Below are 18,196 nucleotides of genomic sequence, written 5' to 3' on the forward strand. Positions count from 1 at the left end.
GGTCACCACCCGGCAGCGATCCCGCACCCCCTGAGAACGAGGACCCCACCGCATGAGCATGACCCCCGAGCAGGCCACCTGGTTCGCCGACGCCGCCGGCCGGATCGTGACCAACGTCGAGCAGGTGCTCCTCGGGAAGACGTTCGTCATCCGCCTCGCGGTGACGACCATGCTCAGCGAGGGACACCTCCTCCTGGAGGACGTCCCCGGGACCGGCAAGACGAGCCTCGCCCGGGCGATGGCGCAGAGCGTGCAGGGGTCGACCAACCGGATCCAGTTCACCCCGGACCTGCTGCCCGGCGACATCACCGGGATCAGCGTCTACGACCAGCGCACGCAGGAGTTCGACTTCCACCGGGGACCGGTCTTCGCCAACATCGTGCTCGCCGACGAGATCAACCGGGCCAGCCCGAAGACGCAGTCCGCACTGCTCGAGGCGATGGAGGAGTCGGCGATCACCGTCGACGGCGTGAACCACCGCCTGGCGGCACCGTTCATGGTGATCGCGACGCAGAACCCCGTCGAGCAGGCCGGCACCTACCGCCTGCCCGAGGCCCAGCTCGACCGGTTCCTCGTCCGGGCCTCGATCGGCTACCCGGACCACGCGGCCACCGTCCGGATCCTCGAGACCTCGTCCGCGCCGTCGGTCTCGGTGCCACTACCGAGCGTGGTCCCCGCCGCGACGGTCACCGAGATGGCCGCGCTCGCCCGCACCGTCCACGTCGACCCGACGATCGCCGACTACGTCGCCCGGCTCGTCGACGCGACCCGTGCCGCCAGCGAGGTCCGACTCGGGGTCAGTGTCCGCGGCGCGATGGGGTTGGTGCGTGCCGCACGCGTCTACGCCGCCGTGCAGGGTCGCCACTACGTCACGCCGGATGACGTGAAGGCCCTCGCCGTGCCGGTGCTGGCGCACCGACTCGTCCTGGACGCCGAGGCGGAGTTCGACGGGGTCAGCGCCACGAGCGTCGTGGCGCAGCTCCTGGTCGAGACCCCGCCGCCCGCCGACCGAGCGGCGTCGTGACCGACCACCGTCCCGGCAGCACCAGGACGCAACGCGGCAGCACGCGGTCCCGTCGCGGGTCCGTCGCGTCCGAGCGCACGACGACGGTCGCCGGGCTCACGAACGTCCGGACCCGGCTCGTCGGTGACCGCGAGGGCGTCGCCGCCGACGCGGTCGTCGGGATCGCGAAGGCCTGGACGACGGCCTGGAGGACCGTGCGACGGCTCTGGGGCGAGGTCGCCTCGGTGGTCACCGGCCTCGGATGGGCGGTCGCCGCCGTCACGCTCGTCGCCTTGGTGGTGGGCTACCGCTTCGGGCTGCGTGAGGTCGTCGTGGTGGGCTTCGCCGGAGCGGTGCTCGCCGTCGTGGCCGCCGTCGCACTCATCGGGCGGACGCGGCTGGTCGTCCGCATGCGGCTCCCGCAGCACCGGGTGGCCGTCGGCGACGACGCCGGCGTGATGGTGACCGCCGAGAACCCGGCGCGACTGCCGTCGGTGCCCACCACGGTCGAGCTGCCGGTCGGTGCCGGTCTGGTCGACGTCGCCGTGCCCTCCGTCGCGCCCGGGGGTGTGTTCGAGGAGCAGGTACCCGTGCCGACGGTCCGGCGCGGCGTGCTCGACGTGGGGCCGGTCACGGGCGTGCGTGCCGACCCCGTCGGGCTCGTGCGCCGCGAGGTCGTCTGGACCGCGCGGGAGCAGGTCATCGTGCACCCGCGCACGATCGCGATCCCGTCGACGAGCACCGGGCTCGTGCGTGACCTCGAGGGGCAGGCGACGACCGACCTCTCCCCGGCGGACATCGCCTTCCACGCCGTCCGTGAGTACGTCCCCGGTGACGACCCCCGCACGATCCACTGGAAGTCGACCGCGAAGTCGGGCGCGCTCATGGTCCGCCAGTTCGAGGACACCCGGCGGTCGCACCTCGTTGTGGCCCTGGCGACCCGACGAGCCGAGTTCGCCGACGACGACGAGTTCGAGCTCGCCGTGAGCGCGGCCGCCTCGCTCGGCGCGCGAGCGGTCCGGGACGGCCGCGACGTCTCCGTCGTGGTGTCCGAGCGCACCCCTGAGTACGCGAAGCGCCCGGTCTGGGCGGTGCACCGACTCGCGACCGTCACACCCACCAGGCTGCTCGACGAGTTCGCGACGGTGGGGCTGTCCGACGCCTGCCTGCCCGTCGCCGAGGTCGCCCGGATCGTCGGCAACGACACCGCGGGGATCTCGGTCGCCTTCCTGGTCGTGGGCTCGACGGTCGGGCTTCCCGCCCTCCGGCTCGCTGCCACGCGCTTCCCGGTCGGGGTCGAGGTGGTGGCCGTCACGTGCGAGCCCGAGGCGCAGCCGCGCGTGCTCCGCGTGGCGGGCCTCACGGTCCTGACCATCGGCTACCTCGAGGACCTCCGCCAGGCCCTTCACCGATCGGCGGCGGCCGCGTGAGCGCCGCGACGTCGCCAGGCAGACGGCCCGGGGGCCGCCGCGCGACCCGCCGGGCAGCCCGTCGACGCGGACCGTCGCGGATGATCGGCGGGACGCTCGTCGTCTGGCTCCTCGTCGCCGTGGCGAGCACGGCGTGGTGGCCGGTCCACCGTGACGTGTCGATGGTCACCGCCGGTGTCACCGCGGTCGTCGCGGGGACCGCCGTCGCGCTGGCCGGCGCCCTCGGACGGCTGCCGGCGGCGGTCGTCGGCGTCCTGACCGTGGCCGTCTTCACCGTGACCGGGGTGCAGGTCGCGGTGCCCGCAGAGGCCGCGGGGCTGCTGCCGACCGGGCCGGGTCTCGTCGACCTCTTCGCCGGCGTCGCGCTCGACTGGAAGCGGCTGGTCACCGTCAGCCTGCCGGTCGGTTCCTACGAGTCCCTGCTCGTCCCGTACTTCGTGACGACCCTGGTCGCCACGGTGACGGCCGTGACCGTGGCGACCCGTGCCTCCCGGCCGGAGACCGCGAGCATCCCGGCACTCGTCCTGTTCGCGGCCGGTGTGGTCGTCGGGCCCGCTCGGCTCGACGTGTCGGTCGCGACCGGGGTGGCGCTCGGCGGGATCGCCCTCGTCTGGGCGCTCGTCGTCCGCCACTCTCGCCGAGCGGTCGCCGTCGCGACGACCGTCGGCGCCCCGGTCCCGGTCTGGCGTTCCGTGGCGCGACCCGCGTTCGTCGGCACCGGGACCGTGCTGGCCGCCGCGGTCGTCGCGACCGGCCTCGGGCTGGTCGCGCCGCCGACGGTCGGCCGCACCGTCGCGCGGACCGAGGTGGTGAAGCCGTTCGACCCCCGCGACGAGGTCAGCCCGCTGAGCGCCTTCCGGGCGTACGAGGAGGCCGGTGCGGCCGACACGGCCCAGTTGCGCGTCTCCGGACTCCCGCAGGGCGGCTTCGTGCGGATCGCGACCCTGGACACCTACGACGGGGTGGTCTTCCGGGTGGGCGGTGCCGACGGGGCCTCGGCGTCCGGCACCTTCGAACGGGTCCCGACGACCGTCGACGTCGGTGGGGTGCGGGGGAGCGACGTCCGGGTCGGGGTCGACGTCGACGCCTACCGCGGCGTCTGGTTGCCGACGGTCGGCGACCTGGAGTCGGTGACGTTCCGCGGGGACGGTGCCGAACGCGCCCGCCGGTCGTTCTACTACGACCGTGCGACGTCGACCGGCGCGGTCGTCGGAGGGGTCGGATCGGGCACCCGCTACGACCTCGACGCGGTGCTGCCCGACCGGCCGGACGACCAGCAGCTCGCTTCGGCGCGGCCCGGGACGGCGGAGGTCCCCTCGGCGACCGGGGTGCCGGACGCGGTGCGGGAGCGGGTCGAGTCGACCACCGCCGACGCCCGGACGGACGGTGCGAAGCTCGTGGCCGCCGTCCGGTGGCTCACCAGCACCGGCTACGTCAGTCACGGCGTCGGTGACGACCGGGCCAGCCGCTCCGGGCACGGCGCCGATCGCATCCAGGAGCTCCTCACCGCGCCGGTCATGATCGGCGACCAGGAGCAGTACGCGGTGGCCGCCGCACTCATGGCGCGGCAGATCGGGTTCCCGTCCCGCGTCGTGATGGGCTTCACGCCGGGCGGCGACGCCGGCACGTCGTCGGGGTCGACGTCGAGCGCCGGCGGGACGACCACCCTGCGCGGGTCCGACGTGACGGCGCGGGTCGAGGTGGACACGGCGCAGTGGGGGTGGGTCACGCTCAACCCGAACCCCGTCGTCCGGGAGATCCCGGACGAGCAGGACCAGACGCCGCAACCGGTCACCCGTCCGGAGACGGTCGTCCCGCCGCCGCCCGTCGAACAGCAGGACCAGGACCAGCAGGCGCCGCCCCAGACCGACCGCGAGACACCGCCGGTGCCGCCACTGTGGCTGCAGCTGCTGCTCGCCGCCCTGCCGTGGGTCCTCGCGACGCTGGGCTTCGTCGCCCTCGTGCTCCTGCCCTTCGCGGTCGTGCTGCTCTGCAAGCGGGTGCGGCGGAGACGCCGACGCAGGGCCCCGACCCCGCGCGCCCGGGTCACCGGGGCGTGGGACGAGTACCGGGACGCGCTGCTCGACCGGGGTCACGCCGTGCCCGGTGGTGCGACCCGTCGCGAGGCGGTCGCCGGTGCTCCCGGTCGCGGCGGGACCGGACTGGCGGCGCTGGCGGACCGCAGCGTCTTCGGGCCGGACGACGTCGATCCGGGGACCGCGGACCGGATGTGGTCGGCAACGGAGGACGCGATCGCGAGTCTCGGCGAGGGAAGGTCGCGCCGCGATCGTGTCCGGGCGGCGGTGTCGTTGCGGTCCCTCCGCCCCGCTGTCCGCCGACGGTACGGGCGTCCGGGGTCGGAGCGGGCCGCCGCCGACACGACGGACGCGGTGGTCGGGGACCGCGACGGCCAGGGGCGTCCCGGGGCCCGTGACTACGATGGTCCGCAGGCCGGCGAGCGTCGTGGACGGCCGAGTGAGGACAGAGGCGAACCGTGATCAGATGCGAACACTGCGGGTCGATGCTGCCCGACGGCGCGATCTTCTGCGGTGAGTGCGGGCGGTCGGTCAACGTCTCCGCGAACCGCCGGCCCGCTCCGGCGGCGCCCGCGGACGACACGCCGCCGCCGCCGCTCCGTCAACCCGACCAGCACGGTCGGCGTCCCGACCCGGCGGCCGAGGCCTGGCTGCCCGAGGCGACGCTCGACCCTGCGACGCGCGCGTGGCTCACCGGCGAGGACCGGCAGCGGCCCACCGGGCCCGTGTCCGACCGCCCCGCGGCGCCGCCCGCTGCCGGCGCCCAGCCTGCTCCGGGTGCCCAGCCGGCTCCGGGTGACCGGTCCGCTCACGGAGCTCCCGCGGCTTCCGGTGATCCGGTCGCTCCCGCCACCCACGCGTCCTGGCCTGCCGGGCCCACGCCGACGGGGTCCGCGCCAGCCGACCTACGTGTGGGTGCGCCGGAGGCGGAACCGCCCCTCGACCCCGATGCCTACCCGTCGTCGCCGGACCGGAGCGCACCGGCTGACCACGACCGCTCGGTCGAGCACGTCACGTCGGCCGACCACGCCAGGTCGCGTGACGACGCCGCCGACGCCGAACGCACCCGTACCGCGCCGAGCGCCGCGACGCCTCCGGTGGCCCCCGAGTCGCCCGCGGCCCCGGTGTGGTCCCCGCCCGTCGCGCAGCAGCCGACGCCGACGCCGACGCCCCCGTCGCGACCGTCCTGGTGGGTCGGCCGTGGGCCTGCTGCCGCCGAGCCGCCGGTCGAGGACCAGCACGACGCACCGTCGCCCGACCACCAGCCCAGTGCCGGTGACACCGCGGTGGTCGAGCCACTGATCGACCGTCGTCCCGCGCCGACCCCGCTCATCGCACCGGGCAACGGGCCGGCGACCTGCCCGGTGTGCGGGCACACCCTCGAGCCCGACGACATCTTCTGTGCGGAGTGCGGTGCGGTCCGGCCGACCGTGACGGCGGCCTTCACGGGACCGGTCGTTCCGCTGCCGATGACGCGACCCGACTGGGCCGCCGACGACGAGGTCCGTCCGGGCGACGAGCCCTCGGGTGACGACGACGGCAACGAAGACGACGCCGACGGCGCCGTGCAGACCGACCCTGACGACGAACTCCCCGCCGCAGCCCCCGACGCCGACCGAGTCGACGACGACCGAGTCGACGACGACCGAGTCGACGCCGACCGAGTCGACGCCGACCGCGTCGACGGCGACCGCAGCGTCGGCGAGCGAGCCGACGACGACGACCGAGCCGACGACGACCGGGTCGGCTCCACACCGTCCGACGCCAGCGCATCCGGTGTGGCGAGTGGCCGAGGAGCGGTCCCACCTGCGCCCGCCTCCCCGACCGTCCCGTCCTCGGCGCCGGCCACCACCACCCCCGACCTGCCGTCCGTCCCGACGGCCGCACCGCTGCCGCCGATCCCCGGCGCGACCGGCCCGGTCCTCCCGCCGGTCGGCGGTACCGAGGTGCCGTCGAGCGGTGACCCCGAACCCGACGAGGACGTCGAGGAGACGCGCATCGTCGTGAAGACCCAGTCGACCGCGCCCTTCGTGCTGCACTTCAGCACGGGGGAGCGCACCGCCGTGCACGGTACGGGCCTGCTCGGTCGGCTGCCGCGACCCCAACCGGCCGAGCGCTTCGACGACCTGCTGACGGTGCACGACCCCGGCAAGTCGGTGTCCAAGACGCACCTCGAGCTCGGGCGTGACGGTGACGACCTCTGGGTGTCCGACCGGAACTCGGGCAACGGCACGGTCATCCGCCACATCGACGGGAGCATCCGGCGCTGCGAGCCCGGGCGTCGCTACCGGGTCGAGCGCGGCGCGCGGGTCGACATCGGGGAGCAGTTCTTCCTCGTGCAGTAGCAACCCCCTGGCGCGTGTTCCTCCACAACCACGCGTCCGGCAGGAAGTGCCCACAAGCAGCCCCTCGCGTCCGAGTCCGGACGCGAGGGGCTGCTTGGCTCTCGGCATGTCTCCGCTCGTCGCCCGCTGGTGCCTGGTCGGGTCGGCCGTGGTGCTCGTGCTCGTCGGGGTCCTCGCCGACCTCCCCGGTCCGGCCCGGGCGGTCCTGCTCGCGGCAGCGGCGTCGTGCGCGGTGCTCGACGCGCTGACGGATCGGGCTCCCGGACGTCGAGCGCCGCCCCGGGTCGTCGTCACCCTGCCGGCAGATCCGGTCGTGACATCGGGCGTTCCGGCCGGGGTGCCGGCAGCCGCGGACGGCGAGCTGCCGTCGGACGACGACCCTCCGCCGACGCCGCGCAGCCGGACGGGTACCGGCACCGGCGACGTCCTGGTGCTCGGTCGACGGCCCGACGGACGACCCGAGCGCGTCGAGGCGGGGCCGTCCGCACCCTGCCACGTCGTCGTCCTCGGTGCCGGGGCGTACGCGCGTGCGGTGTTCGACGCGCTCGGCGCGCAGCTCACCGGGATCCGGGCCGGGTCCGCTCGTGCGGCGGACGACGCAGGCTCGGAGGTCCGGGTCGTCGGTGACGACGGCCCGGCAGCCGGTGCACCTCCCGACGTCAGGCCGACGCCGACCGGCACGGCCGTCGCAGCGCACGTCGACGAGCGGGGTCTGGTGTGGGCGACGGTGGTGCTCGTACCCGGGGTCCGCATGCTCCCACGCCGGCGGGACCACGTGCTCGAGGTCACACGGCACGGCTGCCGTGTCTGGCGGGACGGCGACCACGCCCCTGCGCCCGTCGAGCCGGTCCTGCCACTGCTGGCCGGGGACCCCGTCGCCGCGCTCGTCCCGGGATGACGGCGGAGGACGACGACGCCGAGCACGTCGCAGGACGACGGCGCCCTGCCCGTCGCAGGACAACGGCGCCCTGCCCGTCCAGGACGACGGCACCGCACCCGTCGGTGGCGGCCTCGCCTCAGCGCAGCCCGGACCCCGGCCTCGCCTCAGCGCAGCCCGGACCCCGCGCGGACGGCACCCACCGGCACGCCACCCCCGAGCACCTGCTCACCCGTGGCGGTCAGCACGTCCTCGACCCCGGCGGCGTCCACGAGCCCGTTCCGCTCCAGCAGCGTGAGGGCCGCGAGCGTCCCGGCGCGCTGCGAGCCGTCGAGCGTCTTCACGGCGACCGCCGCACCTCCGGGCAGACCCATCACCATGACGCCCTCGGCGCCGAACTTCGCGAGCACCCGCAGCCGTTCGATCGTCACGGTGTTCGCACGCCCCACGCCGTCGATGGCCCAGGGGTGGTCGAGCACCGCGTCGACGAGCGCTGCGGAGTCCGCGTCCGACCGTGCGACGACGCCGGCGAACCCGCGTGCGAGTCCACGCAGCGTCAACGGGAAGACGGGCGCCCCGCAGCCGTCCGTGCCGACGACGTCGACGGTCTCGCCCGTGTACTCCTCGACCGTCGTGCGGACGCGTTGCTGCAGGGGGTGTGACACGTCGAGGTAGGTCGCCTCGTCCCAACCGTTCACCCGGCACGCGGCGAGCATCCCGGCGTGCTTGCCCGAGCAGTTCATCGCGAGGCGGCGCGGCCCGTCCATCGTGCGTGCGGTGGCGCGGTCGAAGGGCAGGTCGGGCGGGCAGCCGAGGTCGGACTCGACGTGGTCGAAGGACTCGAGCATGTGCAGCGCCAGGGCCTGGTGCGGCGCGGTGCCGGCGTGGCTGGCCGTCGTGAGGACGAGTTCCTCGTCGCTGAACACCGCGCCGGCACGACGGATCGCCAGGGCCTGGAACGGTTTCATGGTCGAGCGCGGGTAGATGCTGGCGCCCACGTCGCCGACGGCGTCGAGCACGGTCCCGTCGGCCGCCACGACCACGCCGGCGCCGACGTGTCGGCTCTCGTCGAAGCCGTTCCGGTCGAGCACCGCGAGCTCGACGGAGCCCTCGGCGGTGAGAGAATGGCGGTCTGTGCGGACGTCGTGGCTCACCGTCATGTCGTCATCGTAGCGAGCGGGCGGGCCGCACCCCGTCCACGGAGCACGATGCGCCGAGCACGATGCACCGAGCACGACGCGCCGAGCACGACGCACCGACTACCCAGCACGAAGGAGCGCACCGTGACCGACCACACCTACGAGGTCTCCGTCCGCTGGACCGGCGACCGGGGGACCGGCACCAGCGGCTACCGGGACTACGGCCGCGACCACGACGTCACCGCGCCGGGCAAGCACGCCATCGCGGGGTCGGCCGACCCGGCCTTCCGCGGTGACCGCGACCGGTGGAACCCCGAGGAGATGCTGCTCGGCGCCCTCGCGCAGTGCCACATGATGAGCTACCTGTACGTCGCCGTGCAGCGCGGCTTCACCGTGGTCGACTACGAGGACACGGCGACGGCGTCGCTCGACGTGCACCGCGACGGTACCGGCGAGGTCACGGAGGTCACCCTCCACCCCGTCGTCACGGTGCTCGAGGCCGACCGTGTCGCGGATGCCGAGGCCGCCCACGCCGAGGCGAACCGGCTGTGCTTCATCGCTCGCTCGGTGGCGTTCCCCGTCCACCACACGCCGGTCACCAAGGTGCGTGCGGCAGGATAGGTCCCCGTGAAGCGTCTCCGCCTGCTCCCGATCGCCATCGTCCCCGCCGTCGTGCTGGGACTCGCCGCCTGCTCCGGGAACGGCTCGGGTGACGCCTCGGCCTCGCCGAGCGCGTCGTCCAGCGCCACGGCGACGCCCATCTCGTCGTGCCCGGAGTCGGGTCCGGCGTCGAAGAGCATCGAGGTCACCGGCGCGGTCGCCGGGTCGGAGGCGCCGAAGGTCACCTTCGACAAGGGCCTCAGCGCGAAGGCACCGCAGGCCACCACCTTGGTGAAGGGCTCGGGCAAGGCGCTGAAGGACGGCGAGTTCGCCCAGGTGTCCTACGCCGTGTACAAGGCGTCGGACGCGTCGAAGCTCGGCGCGGTCGGGTTCGACCAGGGCAACCCGCAGGTGCTCTCCGTCGGCGGGACCGGCTTCGGCGCCCTGCTCGCCTGCACGAAGGTCGGGGACCGGGTAGCGGTGGTCGGCGAGTCGTCGGCACTCGGCTTCAACACCGGCGGCGAGATCGTCGTCGTGGCGGACGTCGTCGCGCAGACCCCGACGAAGGCGACCGGCGCGCCGCAGACGCAGGACCCGTCGCTGCCCACGGTCGAGGACAAGGCGAGCGGCGAGCCGGAGATCACGATCCCGTCCGGTGCGACGGCCCCGTCGAAGACCGAGGTCGAGGTCCTCAAGCAGGGCGACGGTGCGACGATCGAGAACGGTGACACCGCGCTCGTGCAGTACAAGGGCGTGACCCTGGCGGACGGCAAGGAGTTCGACTCCTCGTGGTCGAAGGGCGCTCCGACGACCTTCACCGTCTCCGAGGGCTCGCTCATCAAGGGCTTCGTCACCGGACTCGTCGGACAGAAGGTCGGGTCCCAGGTCCTCATCGTGACCACGCCCGAGGACGCCTACGGCTCGAACCCGCCCGAGGGCTCGGGCATCCCGAAGGACGCCTCCCTCGTCTTCGTCGTCGACGTCCTCGCCAAGGGCTGAGTCGTGCCGACCCGGCGTCGCATCGTCGTCCTCGGCAGCACGGGCTCGATCGGCACCCAGGCTCTCGACGTCGTCGCGCGGAACCCGGACCGGTTCGAGGTCGTCGGGCTGACCGCCGGCACGAACCGTGACCTCGTCGCGGAGCAGGCCGCCCGGTTCGACGTCCGCGACACCGCCTTCGGCGCGACGGACGCCGAGCGGTTGGTGCGGAGCGTCGAGGCGGACGTCGTGCTCAACGGCATCACCGGCTCGGTCGGCCTCGGCCCGACGCTCGCCGCGCTCGAGACGGGCGCGACGCTCGCCCTGGCGAACAAGGAGAGCCTGATCGTCGGCGGTCCGCTCGTGCAGGCCGCCGCCCGTCCCGGGCAGATCGTGCCCGTCGACAGCGAGCACTCCGCGATCGCGCAGGCGCTGCGCTCCGGCTCGGACACCGAGGTCCGCCGCCTGGTGCTCACGGCCAGCGGTGGTCCGTTCCGCGGACGCTCGCGGGAGCGCCTGCGTGACGTCACCCCGGCGCAGGCGCTGGCACACCCGACGTGGGACATGGGCCTGGTGGTGACGACGAACTCCGCCACGCTGGTGAACAAGGGGCTCGAGGTCATCGAGGCGAACCTGTTGTTCGACGTGCCCTACGACCGCATCGACGTCACCGTGCACGCCCAGTCGATCGTGCACTCGATGGTCGAGTTCGTCGACGGTTCGACGATCGCCCAGGCATCGCCGCCGGACATGCGGCTGCCGATCGCGCTGGGCCTCGCCTGGCCGGACCGCGTGCCGGGCGTCGGTGTGCCGCTCGACTGGACGACGGCGAGCACCTGGACGTTCGAACCGCTCGACACCGAGGCGTTCGGCGCGGTCGACCTGGCCAAGCACGTCGGCGTGCTCGGCGGGACCTTCCCGGCGGTGTTCAACGCCGCGAACGAGCAGGCCGTCGCCGCGTTCCACGCGGGCGCCATCGGCTTCCTCGACATCGTCGACACCGTCCGCCGCGTCGTCGACGACCACACCGCGGGCGAGTCGTCGCTCGACGGGGTCCTCGCCGCGGAGCGCTGGGCGCGCAGCACGGCGGACCGCCTGCTGGCCCGCTGACCGGGCCGGACGCCGCGAGCCCGCCACGCGGTCGCGTGACGGACGCGCCCGCGGTGATGCGTGCCTCCAGGCCGGCCGGGAGGCACGGCAGACCTCTCAGGGCGCGCTCGGCTCCGTCATGGGCAGGGTCCCGTACCCTTCTCCGGTGACCGTCGAATCCGTGCTCCTCTTCGTCCTCGGCGTGGTCGTCTTCATCGTCGGCCTGCTGGTCTCGATCGGACTCCACGAGCTGGGCCACCTGACCTTCGCGAAGCTCTTCGGGGTGAAGGTCACGCAGTACTCGCTCGGGTTCGGCAAGGCGATCTGGTCGTTCCGACGGGGGGAGACCGAGTACGGCATCCGCCCGATCCTGCTCGGTGGGTACATCTCGATGGTCGGCATGCTCAAGCCGCGTGCGTCGGGGAGGCCGAACGCGATCACGAACACCGGCATGTACGGCGCGTTCGTGCAGGACGCCCGGCAGGCGTCCGCGGAGCAGATCGCCGACTCGGGCGGCGACGACTCCCGGGCGTTCTACCGGCTGACGCCGTGGAAGCGGATCATCGTGATGGTGGCCGGTCCCGCGATGAACCTCGTGATCGGCATCGTGCTGTTCGGCGTGCTGCTGTGCGGGTTCGGCGCGCCGACCACGACCTTCACGTCGAGCGTCGACTGCGTACTGCCGACGAGCAGCGCGACGACCTGCACCGCCGGGGACGCCGAGTCGCCCGCGAAGCAGGCGGGCATCCGCGACGGCGACGTCGTGCTCGCGGTGGACGGGCAGCAGGACCCGACCATCGCCGAGGTGTCCCGCGTGTTCCAGCGCTCCGCGGGCGAGGCCGTGACGGTCGTGGTCGAGCGCGACGGTGCGCGCCGGACGCTCGAGGTCACGCCGCAGCTCGCGACCCGCGACGTCGTCACCGAGCAGGGCACGGTCGCGAAGAACGCGGACGGCTCCACGAAGACCCAGCGCGTCGGCGTCGTGGGCGTCAGCATCGGGCAGTCGCTGGTCCGGCAGTCGCCCGCCGCGGTGCTCCCCGCGACCGGAGCGCAGATCGCCGCGTCCGCGCACCTGATCATCGACCTGCCGCAGCGCCTGGTCGCCGTGTGGAACGCGGCCTTCGGCGCGCAGGAGCGGTCGCAGGACAGCCCGGTGTCGGTCGTCGGTGTCGGTCGCGCGATCGGTGAGGTGTCGTCGATGAGCGGCGTGCCGGTGGTCGACAAGGCGTACACGATCCTCGGGCTGCTCGCCTCGCTCAACATCGGCTTGTTCGTGCTGAACATGGTGCCGCTCCTGCCGCTCGACGGCGGGCACATCGCCGGTGCGCTCTGGGAGGCCGTGAAGCGCCGCGCGTACGTGCTCGTCGGCAAGCCGGATCCCGGCGCGATCGACCTGGCGAAGTCGATGCCGCTGACGATGGTCGTCGTGGTGCTGCTGGCTGGGATGAGCGCGCTGCTCATCTACGCGGACATCGTGCGACCCGTGAACCTGTTCGGGTAGCGCGACCCGTCCCGCGCACCGGGCCGCGCGCCCACTACGCTCAGCGCATGAGCACCGCGCCAGAGGTCCGCGCCGTCGAGCGCCAGGGCATCGACGTCATCGCCGAGTCCGACCGCAAGGGGCGCCCGCGCGGGCTGTTCTGGCCGTGGTTCGCCGCGAACGTGTCGGTGCTCGGGCTGAGCTACGGCTCGTTCGTCCTCGGCTTCGGCATCTCCCTGGCGCAGGCCACGATCGTGTCCGTCGTCGGGGTGGCCTTCTCGTTCCTGCTGTGCGGCATCGTCGCGATCGCGGGCAAGCGGGGGTCGGCACCCACGATGGTGCTGAGCCGTGCGGCCTTCGGGGTGCGCGGGAACCGGCTCCCGTCGTTCCTCAGCTGGGTGCTGACGGTCGGGTGGGAGACCGCGCTCGCGTCGCTCGCCGTGCTCGCCACCTCGACCGTGTTCCGCGAGCTCGGCTGGGACGACGGTGTCGTGACGAAGCTCGTGGCCCTCGTGGTCGTCGCGGCCCTCGTCGTCGGTGCCGGCATCGCGGGCTTCGACGTGCTCATGCGCCTGCAGACCGTCATCACCGTCGTCACCGCCGTGCTCACCGTCGTCTACGTCGTCCTCGCGGTGCCGTCGATCGACCTCGGCACGCTCGGTGCCCTGCCGGCGGGCAGCGCGCAGAACGTCATCGGCGCACTGGTGCTCGTGATGACGGGCTTCGGCCTCGGCTGGGTCAACGCGGCGGCGGACTACTCGCGGTACCTCCCGCGGACGTCCTCGACGGGCGGCGTGGTCTGGTGGACGACCTTCGGCGGCGCCCTGGCGCCCGCGGTCCTCGTCGTCGTCGGCGTCCTGCTCGCCGGCTCGTCGAAGGACCTGGACTCAGCGATCGGCGCCGACCCGATCGGTGCGCTGACGACGATCCTCCCGGTCTGGTTCCTCGTGCCGTTCGCCCTCGTGGCGATCCTCGGACTCGTCGGCGGCGCCGTGCTCGACATCTACTCGTCGGGCCTGGCGCTGCTCAGCGCCGGCGTGCGGATCCCGCGGCCGGTCGCGGCGGGCGTCGACGGCGTGTTCATGGTCGCCGGCGCCGTGTACGTCGTCTTCTTCGCGAAGGACTTCATCTCGCCCTTCCAGGCGTTCCTCGTCACGCTGGGCGTCCCGATCGCCGCGTGGGCCGGGGTGTTCGTCGCCGACGTGGTGCTGCGGCGCCGCGCGTACGCCGACGCCGAGCTCGACGACGTGCGCGGTCGCTACGGCGACGTGCGCTGGGCCGCGATCGGACTCGTCGTGCTCGGGACGGTGCTCGGCTGGGGGCTCGTCACGAACACGTACGGTGTGCCCGCGTGGTTGAACTGGCAGGGGTACCTGCTCGGCCCGTTCGGCCTCGGCGGCCGGGAGGGTGCCTGGGCGTACGCGAACCTCGGGGTCCTCGTCGCGCTGGTCGTCGGCTTCGCCGGCACGCTGCTGACGGCGCGCGGGACCGTCCGCCGCCAGGAGCACGGCGCGTGAGCGTCGAGGTCCCCGCCGACGCCTGGCTCGTCGCGATCGACCTGCAGCAGGTCTTCACCGGGGACAGCCCGTGGGCGACGCCCCGCTACGCCGATGCCGCCGCCGGGACGGGACGGCTGCTGCCGCAGTTCGCCGGACGCACGGTGTTCACGCGGTTCGTCGCGCCGGAGCACCCGCAGGGTGCCTGGGTGCCGTACTACCGCGAGTGGCCCTTCGCCCTCGTCCCCGACGCCGACCCCCTCTACGACCTCACGGCGCCCTTCGCGACCGTGGCGGCGGAGCGACGGACCCCCGTCGTCACCGAGCCGACCTTCGGCAAGTGGGGGACGAGCCTCCAGGCCGTCGTCGGGGACCACCCGCACCTCGTCCTCACCGGCGTCTCCACGGACTGCTGCGTCGTGTCCACCGCACTGGCCGCTGCGGACGCCGGAGCGACGGTCACGGTGGTCGCCGACGCGTGCGCGGGCGCGAGCGACGACGACCACGAACGTGCCCTCGCGCTCATGCGGCTGTACGGGCCGCTCATCACGGTCGTCGACCGCGGGTCCGACCTGGTCGTCGACCACGTGTGAGCACACGGGGAGCGCGTAGAGTCACACCCGTGCCAGCAGTGAACCTCGGTCTGCCGAAAGTCCCCGAAACCCTGAGCCCGCGTCGGAAGTCGCGGCAGATCCGGGTGGGGAAGGTCCTCGTGGGCGGCGACGCCCCGGTCTCCGTGCAGTCGATGACGACGACCCCGACGACGAACATCAACGCGACGCTGCAGCAGATCGCCGAGCTCACGGCGTCGGGCTGCGACATCGTCCGCGTCGCGGTCCCGAGCCAGGACGACGCCGACGCGCTGCCGATCATCGCGAAGAAGTCGCAGATCCCGGTGATCGCCGACATCCACTTCCAGCCGAAGTACGTGTTCCAGGCCATCGACGCCGGGTGCGCCGCCGTCCGCGTGAACCCGGGCAACATCCGGAAGTTCGACGATCAGGTCGGCGCGATCGCCCGGGCCGCGAAGGACGCCGGCGTCTCGCTCCGCATCGGCGTCAACGCCGGGTCGCTCGAGCCCAGCCTGCTGCAGAAGTACGGCAGGGCCACGCCCGAGGCGCTGGTCGAGTCGGCGGTGTGGGAGGCGTCGCTGTTCGAGGAGCACGACTTCCACGACTTCAAGATCTCGGTCAAGCACAACGACCCGATCGTCATGGTGAAGGCCTACCGCCAGCTCGCCGCCGCGGGGGACTGGCCGCTGCACCTCGGTGTCACCGAGGCCGGGCCGGAGTTCCAGGGCACCATCAAGAGCGCCACCGCGTTCGGCATCCTGCTCGCCGAGGGCATCGGCGACACCATCCGCGTCTCGCTCTCCGCGCCGCCCGCGCAGGAGGTGAAGGTGGGTCTGCAGATCCTGCAGTCGCTCAACCTCCGCGAACGCAAGCTCGAGATCGTCTCCTGCCCGAGCTGCGGCCGTGCCCAGGTCGACGTGTACCAGCTGGCGAACGACGTGACGAAGGGCCTCGAGGGCATGACCGTGCCCCTGCGCGTCGCCGTCATGGGCTGCGTCGTGAACGGCCCGGGCGAGGCGCGTGAAGCGGACCTCGGCGTCGCCTCCGGCAACGGCAAGGGCCAGATCTTCGTGAAGGGGCAGGTCGTCAAGACCGTGCCGGAGCGGGAGATCGTGCAGACGCTGATCGCGGAGGCGAACCGCATCGCCGACGAGATGGGTCCGGACGCCGCGACCGGCACCCCGCAGGTGGTCACCACCACCTGAGCCGTCGTCGTCGCCGCCGGACGCGCGCCGCTAGGCTTGCGTCCGTGGTCACACGGCTCTCCCATCTCTTCCTCCGCACGCTCCGCGACGACCCCTCCGACGCCGAGGTCACGAGCCACAAGCTGCTCGTGCGCGCCGGGTACGTCCGTCGCCAGTCCCCGGGCATCTTCGCGTGGCTGCCGCTCGGGCTGCGGGTGCGCCGCAAGATCGAGGACATCATCCGCGAGGAGATGGTGGCCGCCGGTGCGCAGGAGGTCCTGCTGCCCGCGCTCCTGCCCCGCGATCCCTACGAGGCGACGAGCCGCTGGACCGAGTACGGCGACGGCATGTTCCGCCTGCAGGACCGCAAGGGCGCCGACTACCTGCTCGCCCCGACCCACGAGGAGATGTTCGCGCTCCTCGTCAAGGACCTGTACGGCTCGTACAAGGACCTCCCCGTCACGCTGTTCCAGATCCAGGACAAGTACCGCGACGAGGCCCGCCCGCGCGCGGGTCTGCTGCGCGGCCGCGAGTTCACGATGAAGGACGCCTACTCGTTCGACCTCACCGACGAGGGGCTCGACCGCAGCTACCAGGTGATGCGGGACGCCTACGAGAAGGTCTTCGCCCGCCTGGGCCTCGAGTACGTGATCGTGACGGCCGACGCCGGAGCGATGGGCGGCTCGAAGTCCGAGGAGTTCCTGCACCCGATCGGCGTCGGCGAGGACACCTTCGTGCGCAGCGCCGGCGGCTACGCGGCCAACGTCGAGGCGTACGTCACGCCCGTGCCCGACGCCCTGCCGATCGAGGGTCAGGCAGAGCCCGTGCTGCTGCCCGCGGCGGACACGCCCACGATCGACACGCTCGTCGCCCACGCGAACGAGGTCGCCCCGCGTGACGGCGCCCCGTGGACCGCGGCGGACACGCTGAAGAACGTCGTCCTGGCGCTGACCCACCTCGACGGCACCCGCGAGGTCGTCGTCGTCGGACTGCCCGGTGACCGCGAGGTCGACCTGAAGCGCGCCGAGGTCGCCTTCGCGCCGGCCGAGGTCGAAGCCGCCGGTGACGACGACTTCCGGAAGCACCCGGGCGTCTTCGTGAAGGGCTACATCGGCCCGCAGGTGCTCGGCGCCGACAGCCCGTCGGGCATCCGCTACCTCGTCGACCCGCGCGTGGTCGACGGCACGAGCTGGATCACCGGCGCGAACGAGCGCGGGATCCACGTCTCCGGGCTCGTGATGGGCCGCGACTTCACCGCCGACGGCGTCGCCGAGGTGTCGGACGTCCGTGCCGGTGACCCCGCTCCGGACGGCTCCGGCCCGCTCGAGACCGCGCGCGGCATGGAGATCGGCCACGTCTTCCAGCTCGGTCGGAAGTACGCGGAGGCGCTCGACCTCAAGGTGCAGGACGAGAACGGCAAGCTCGCCACGGTCACGATGGGTTCGTACGGCATCGGCGTGACTCGCATCATGGCGATCCTCGCCGAGGCGCACAACGACGAGAAGGGCCTGGCCTGGCCGAAGGAGGTCGCGCCGTTCGACGTGCACGTCGTCGCCACCGGCAAGGACCAGGTCGCGTACGACCTGGCGACCTCGATCGTCGACAGCCTCGAGGGCGAGCGCTACGACGTCGTGTACGACGACCGTCCGAAGGTCTCGCCGGGCGTGAAGCTCCGAGACGCCGAGCTGCTCGGTGTCCCCGTCGTCGTCGTCGCCGGGCGGAACGCCGCCGACGGCGTCGTCGAGCTCTGGGACCGCCGCTCGGGCGAGCGCACGGACGTCCCGGTCGCGGACCTGCTCGAGGCGGTCCGCGCGATCTGATCGCGACCCCTTCGCGGACGGGCGCGCCCCGCTCGGCGGCGACGCGGAGCGTTGCGCGGGGCGCGCCGACCGAGCCTGCGAGGGAGGCGTGGCGGGCCCGCCACGTGCCTCCCGTCCGTCGCTCGTCCTGGGGTAGTCTGGTCGCCG

The 18,196-nt window shown here is 73.3% G+C and carries 14 protein-coding genes and 1 pseudogene; 14 read left to right on the forward strand and 1 reads right to left on the reverse strand.

Annotated features, from left to right (window positions below):
• Positions 1–52: 52 nt before the first annotated feature.
• The 6 genes and pseudogenes from ACIPEQ_RS00950 to ACIPEQ_RS00975 all read left to right on the forward strand — a co-directional run bounded on the left by ACIPEQ_RS00950 (position 53) and on the right by ACIPEQ_RS00975 (position 7,712).
• Entirely contained in the window at positions 53–1,024 is a 972-nt protein-coding gene (locus ACIPEQ_RS00950) for an AAA family ATPase (RefSeq protein WP_402713516.1), read from the forward strand.
• Complete coding sequence (locus ACIPEQ_RS00955) at positions 1,021–2,433, forward strand: DUF58 domain-containing protein (protein ID WP_402713517.1); 1,413 nt, start codon at positions 1,021–1,023, stop codon at positions 2,431–2,433. Before ACIPEQ_RS00950 ends, ACIPEQ_RS00955 begins: the two co-directional genes overlap by 4 nt.
• A gap of 80 nt (positions 2,434–2,513) precedes the next feature.
• On the forward strand, positions 2,514–4,931 hold the full coding sequence (locus ACIPEQ_RS00960; protein ID WP_402713519.1) for a transglutaminaseTgpA domain-containing protein: 2,418 nt from the start codon (positions 2,514–2,516) through the stop codon (positions 4,929–4,931).
• Positions 4,928–4,996, forward strand: a pseudogene (locus ACIPEQ_RS00965) (zinc-ribbon domain-containing protein); the annotation flags it as partial. The gene ACIPEQ_RS00960 and the pseudogene ACIPEQ_RS00965, both read left to right, overlap by 4 nt.
• A 384-nt stretch (positions 4,997–5,380) precedes the next feature.
• On the forward strand, positions 5,381–6,814 hold the full coding sequence (locus tag ACIPEQ_RS00970) for an FHA domain-containing protein (protein ID WP_402714195.1): 1,434 nt from the start codon (positions 5,381–5,383) through the stop codon (positions 6,812–6,814).
• A 106-nt stretch (positions 6,815–6,920) separates the two neighbouring features.
• Positions 6,921–7,712 carry a hypothetical protein gene (locus ACIPEQ_RS00975; RefSeq protein ID WP_402713521.1) on the forward strand — a complete coding sequence of 264 codons (792 nt, stop codon included), beginning with the start codon at positions 6,921–6,923 and terminating at the stop codon, positions 7,710–7,712.
• Between the two features lie 146 nt (positions 7,713–7,858).
• Here ACIPEQ_RS00975 and ACIPEQ_RS00980 read toward each other — a convergent pair whose 3' ends face one another.
• Positions 7,859–8,851: an asparaginase gene (locus ACIPEQ_RS00980; RefSeq protein WP_402713522.1), complete on the reverse strand. Its 993-nt coding sequence runs from the start codon at positions 8,849–8,851 to the stop codon at positions 7,859–7,861.
• A gap of 123 nt (positions 8,852–8,974) precedes the next feature.
• On the opposite strand from ACIPEQ_RS00980, the gene ACIPEQ_RS00985 reads away from it, so the two are divergent.
• The 8 genes from ACIPEQ_RS00985 (at position 8,975) to ACIPEQ_RS01020 (ending at position 18,049) form a co-directional block, all read left to right on the forward strand.
• Complete coding sequence (locus ACIPEQ_RS00985; RefSeq protein ID WP_238638215.1) at positions 8,975–9,451, forward strand: OsmC family protein; 477 nt, start codon at positions 8,975–8,977, stop codon at positions 9,449–9,451.
• Between the two features lie 6 nt (positions 9,452–9,457).
• The gene (locus tag ACIPEQ_RS00990) at positions 9,458–10,429 is read left to right on the forward strand and encodes an FKBP-type peptidyl-prolyl cis-trans isomerase (protein WP_250367185.1); all 972 of its coding nucleotides are present in this window, start codon (positions 9,458–9,460) and stop codon (positions 10,427–10,429) included.
• Positions 10,430–10,432: 3 nt separating this feature from the next.
• Positions 10,433–11,518, forward strand: a complete 1,086-nt coding sequence (gene dxr, locus ACIPEQ_RS00995) for a 1-deoxy-D-xylulose-5-phosphate reductoisomerase (RefSeq protein ID WP_402713524.1) — start codon at positions 10,433–10,435, stop codon at positions 11,516–11,518.
• Between the two features lie 145 nt (positions 11,519–11,663).
• Positions 11,664–12,998, forward strand: coding sequence for a M50 family metallopeptidase (locus ACIPEQ_RS01000; protein WP_402713525.1), 1,335 nt, complete (start codon positions 11,664–11,666; stop codon positions 12,996–12,998).
• 47 nt (positions 12,999–13,045) lie between these two features.
• A complete protein-coding gene (locus ACIPEQ_RS01005; protein WP_402713527.1) occupies positions 13,046–14,494 on the forward strand; it encodes a purine-cytosine permease family protein in 1,449 nt (482 codons plus the stop codon).
• The gene (locus ACIPEQ_RS01010) at positions 14,491–15,066 is read left to right on the forward strand and encodes a cysteine hydrolase family protein (protein ID WP_402713528.1); all 576 of its coding nucleotides are present in this window, start codon (positions 14,491–14,493) and stop codon (positions 15,064–15,066) included. Before ACIPEQ_RS01005 ends, ACIPEQ_RS01010 begins: the two co-directional genes overlap by 4 nt.
• A gap of 50 nt (positions 15,067–15,116) precedes the next feature.
• A complete protein-coding gene (ispG, locus tag ACIPEQ_RS01015; protein WP_402714196.1) occupies positions 15,117–16,250 on the forward strand; it encodes a flavodoxin-dependent (E)-4-hydroxy-3-methylbut-2-enyl-diphosphate synthase in 1,134 nt (377 codons plus the stop codon).
• Positions 16,251–16,294: 44 nt separating this feature from the next.
• Entirely contained in the window at positions 16,295–18,049 is a 1,755-nt protein-coding gene (locus ACIPEQ_RS01020) for a proline--tRNA ligase (RefSeq protein WP_402713530.1), read from the forward strand.
• The last annotated feature ends 147 nt before the right edge of the window (positions 18,050–18,196 follow it).

The sequence above is a fragment of the Curtobacterium sp. NPDC087080 genome (assembly GCF_044745105.1).
Taxonomy (GTDB): Bacteria; Actinomycetota; Actinomycetes; order Actinomycetales; family Microbacteriaceae; genus Curtobacterium.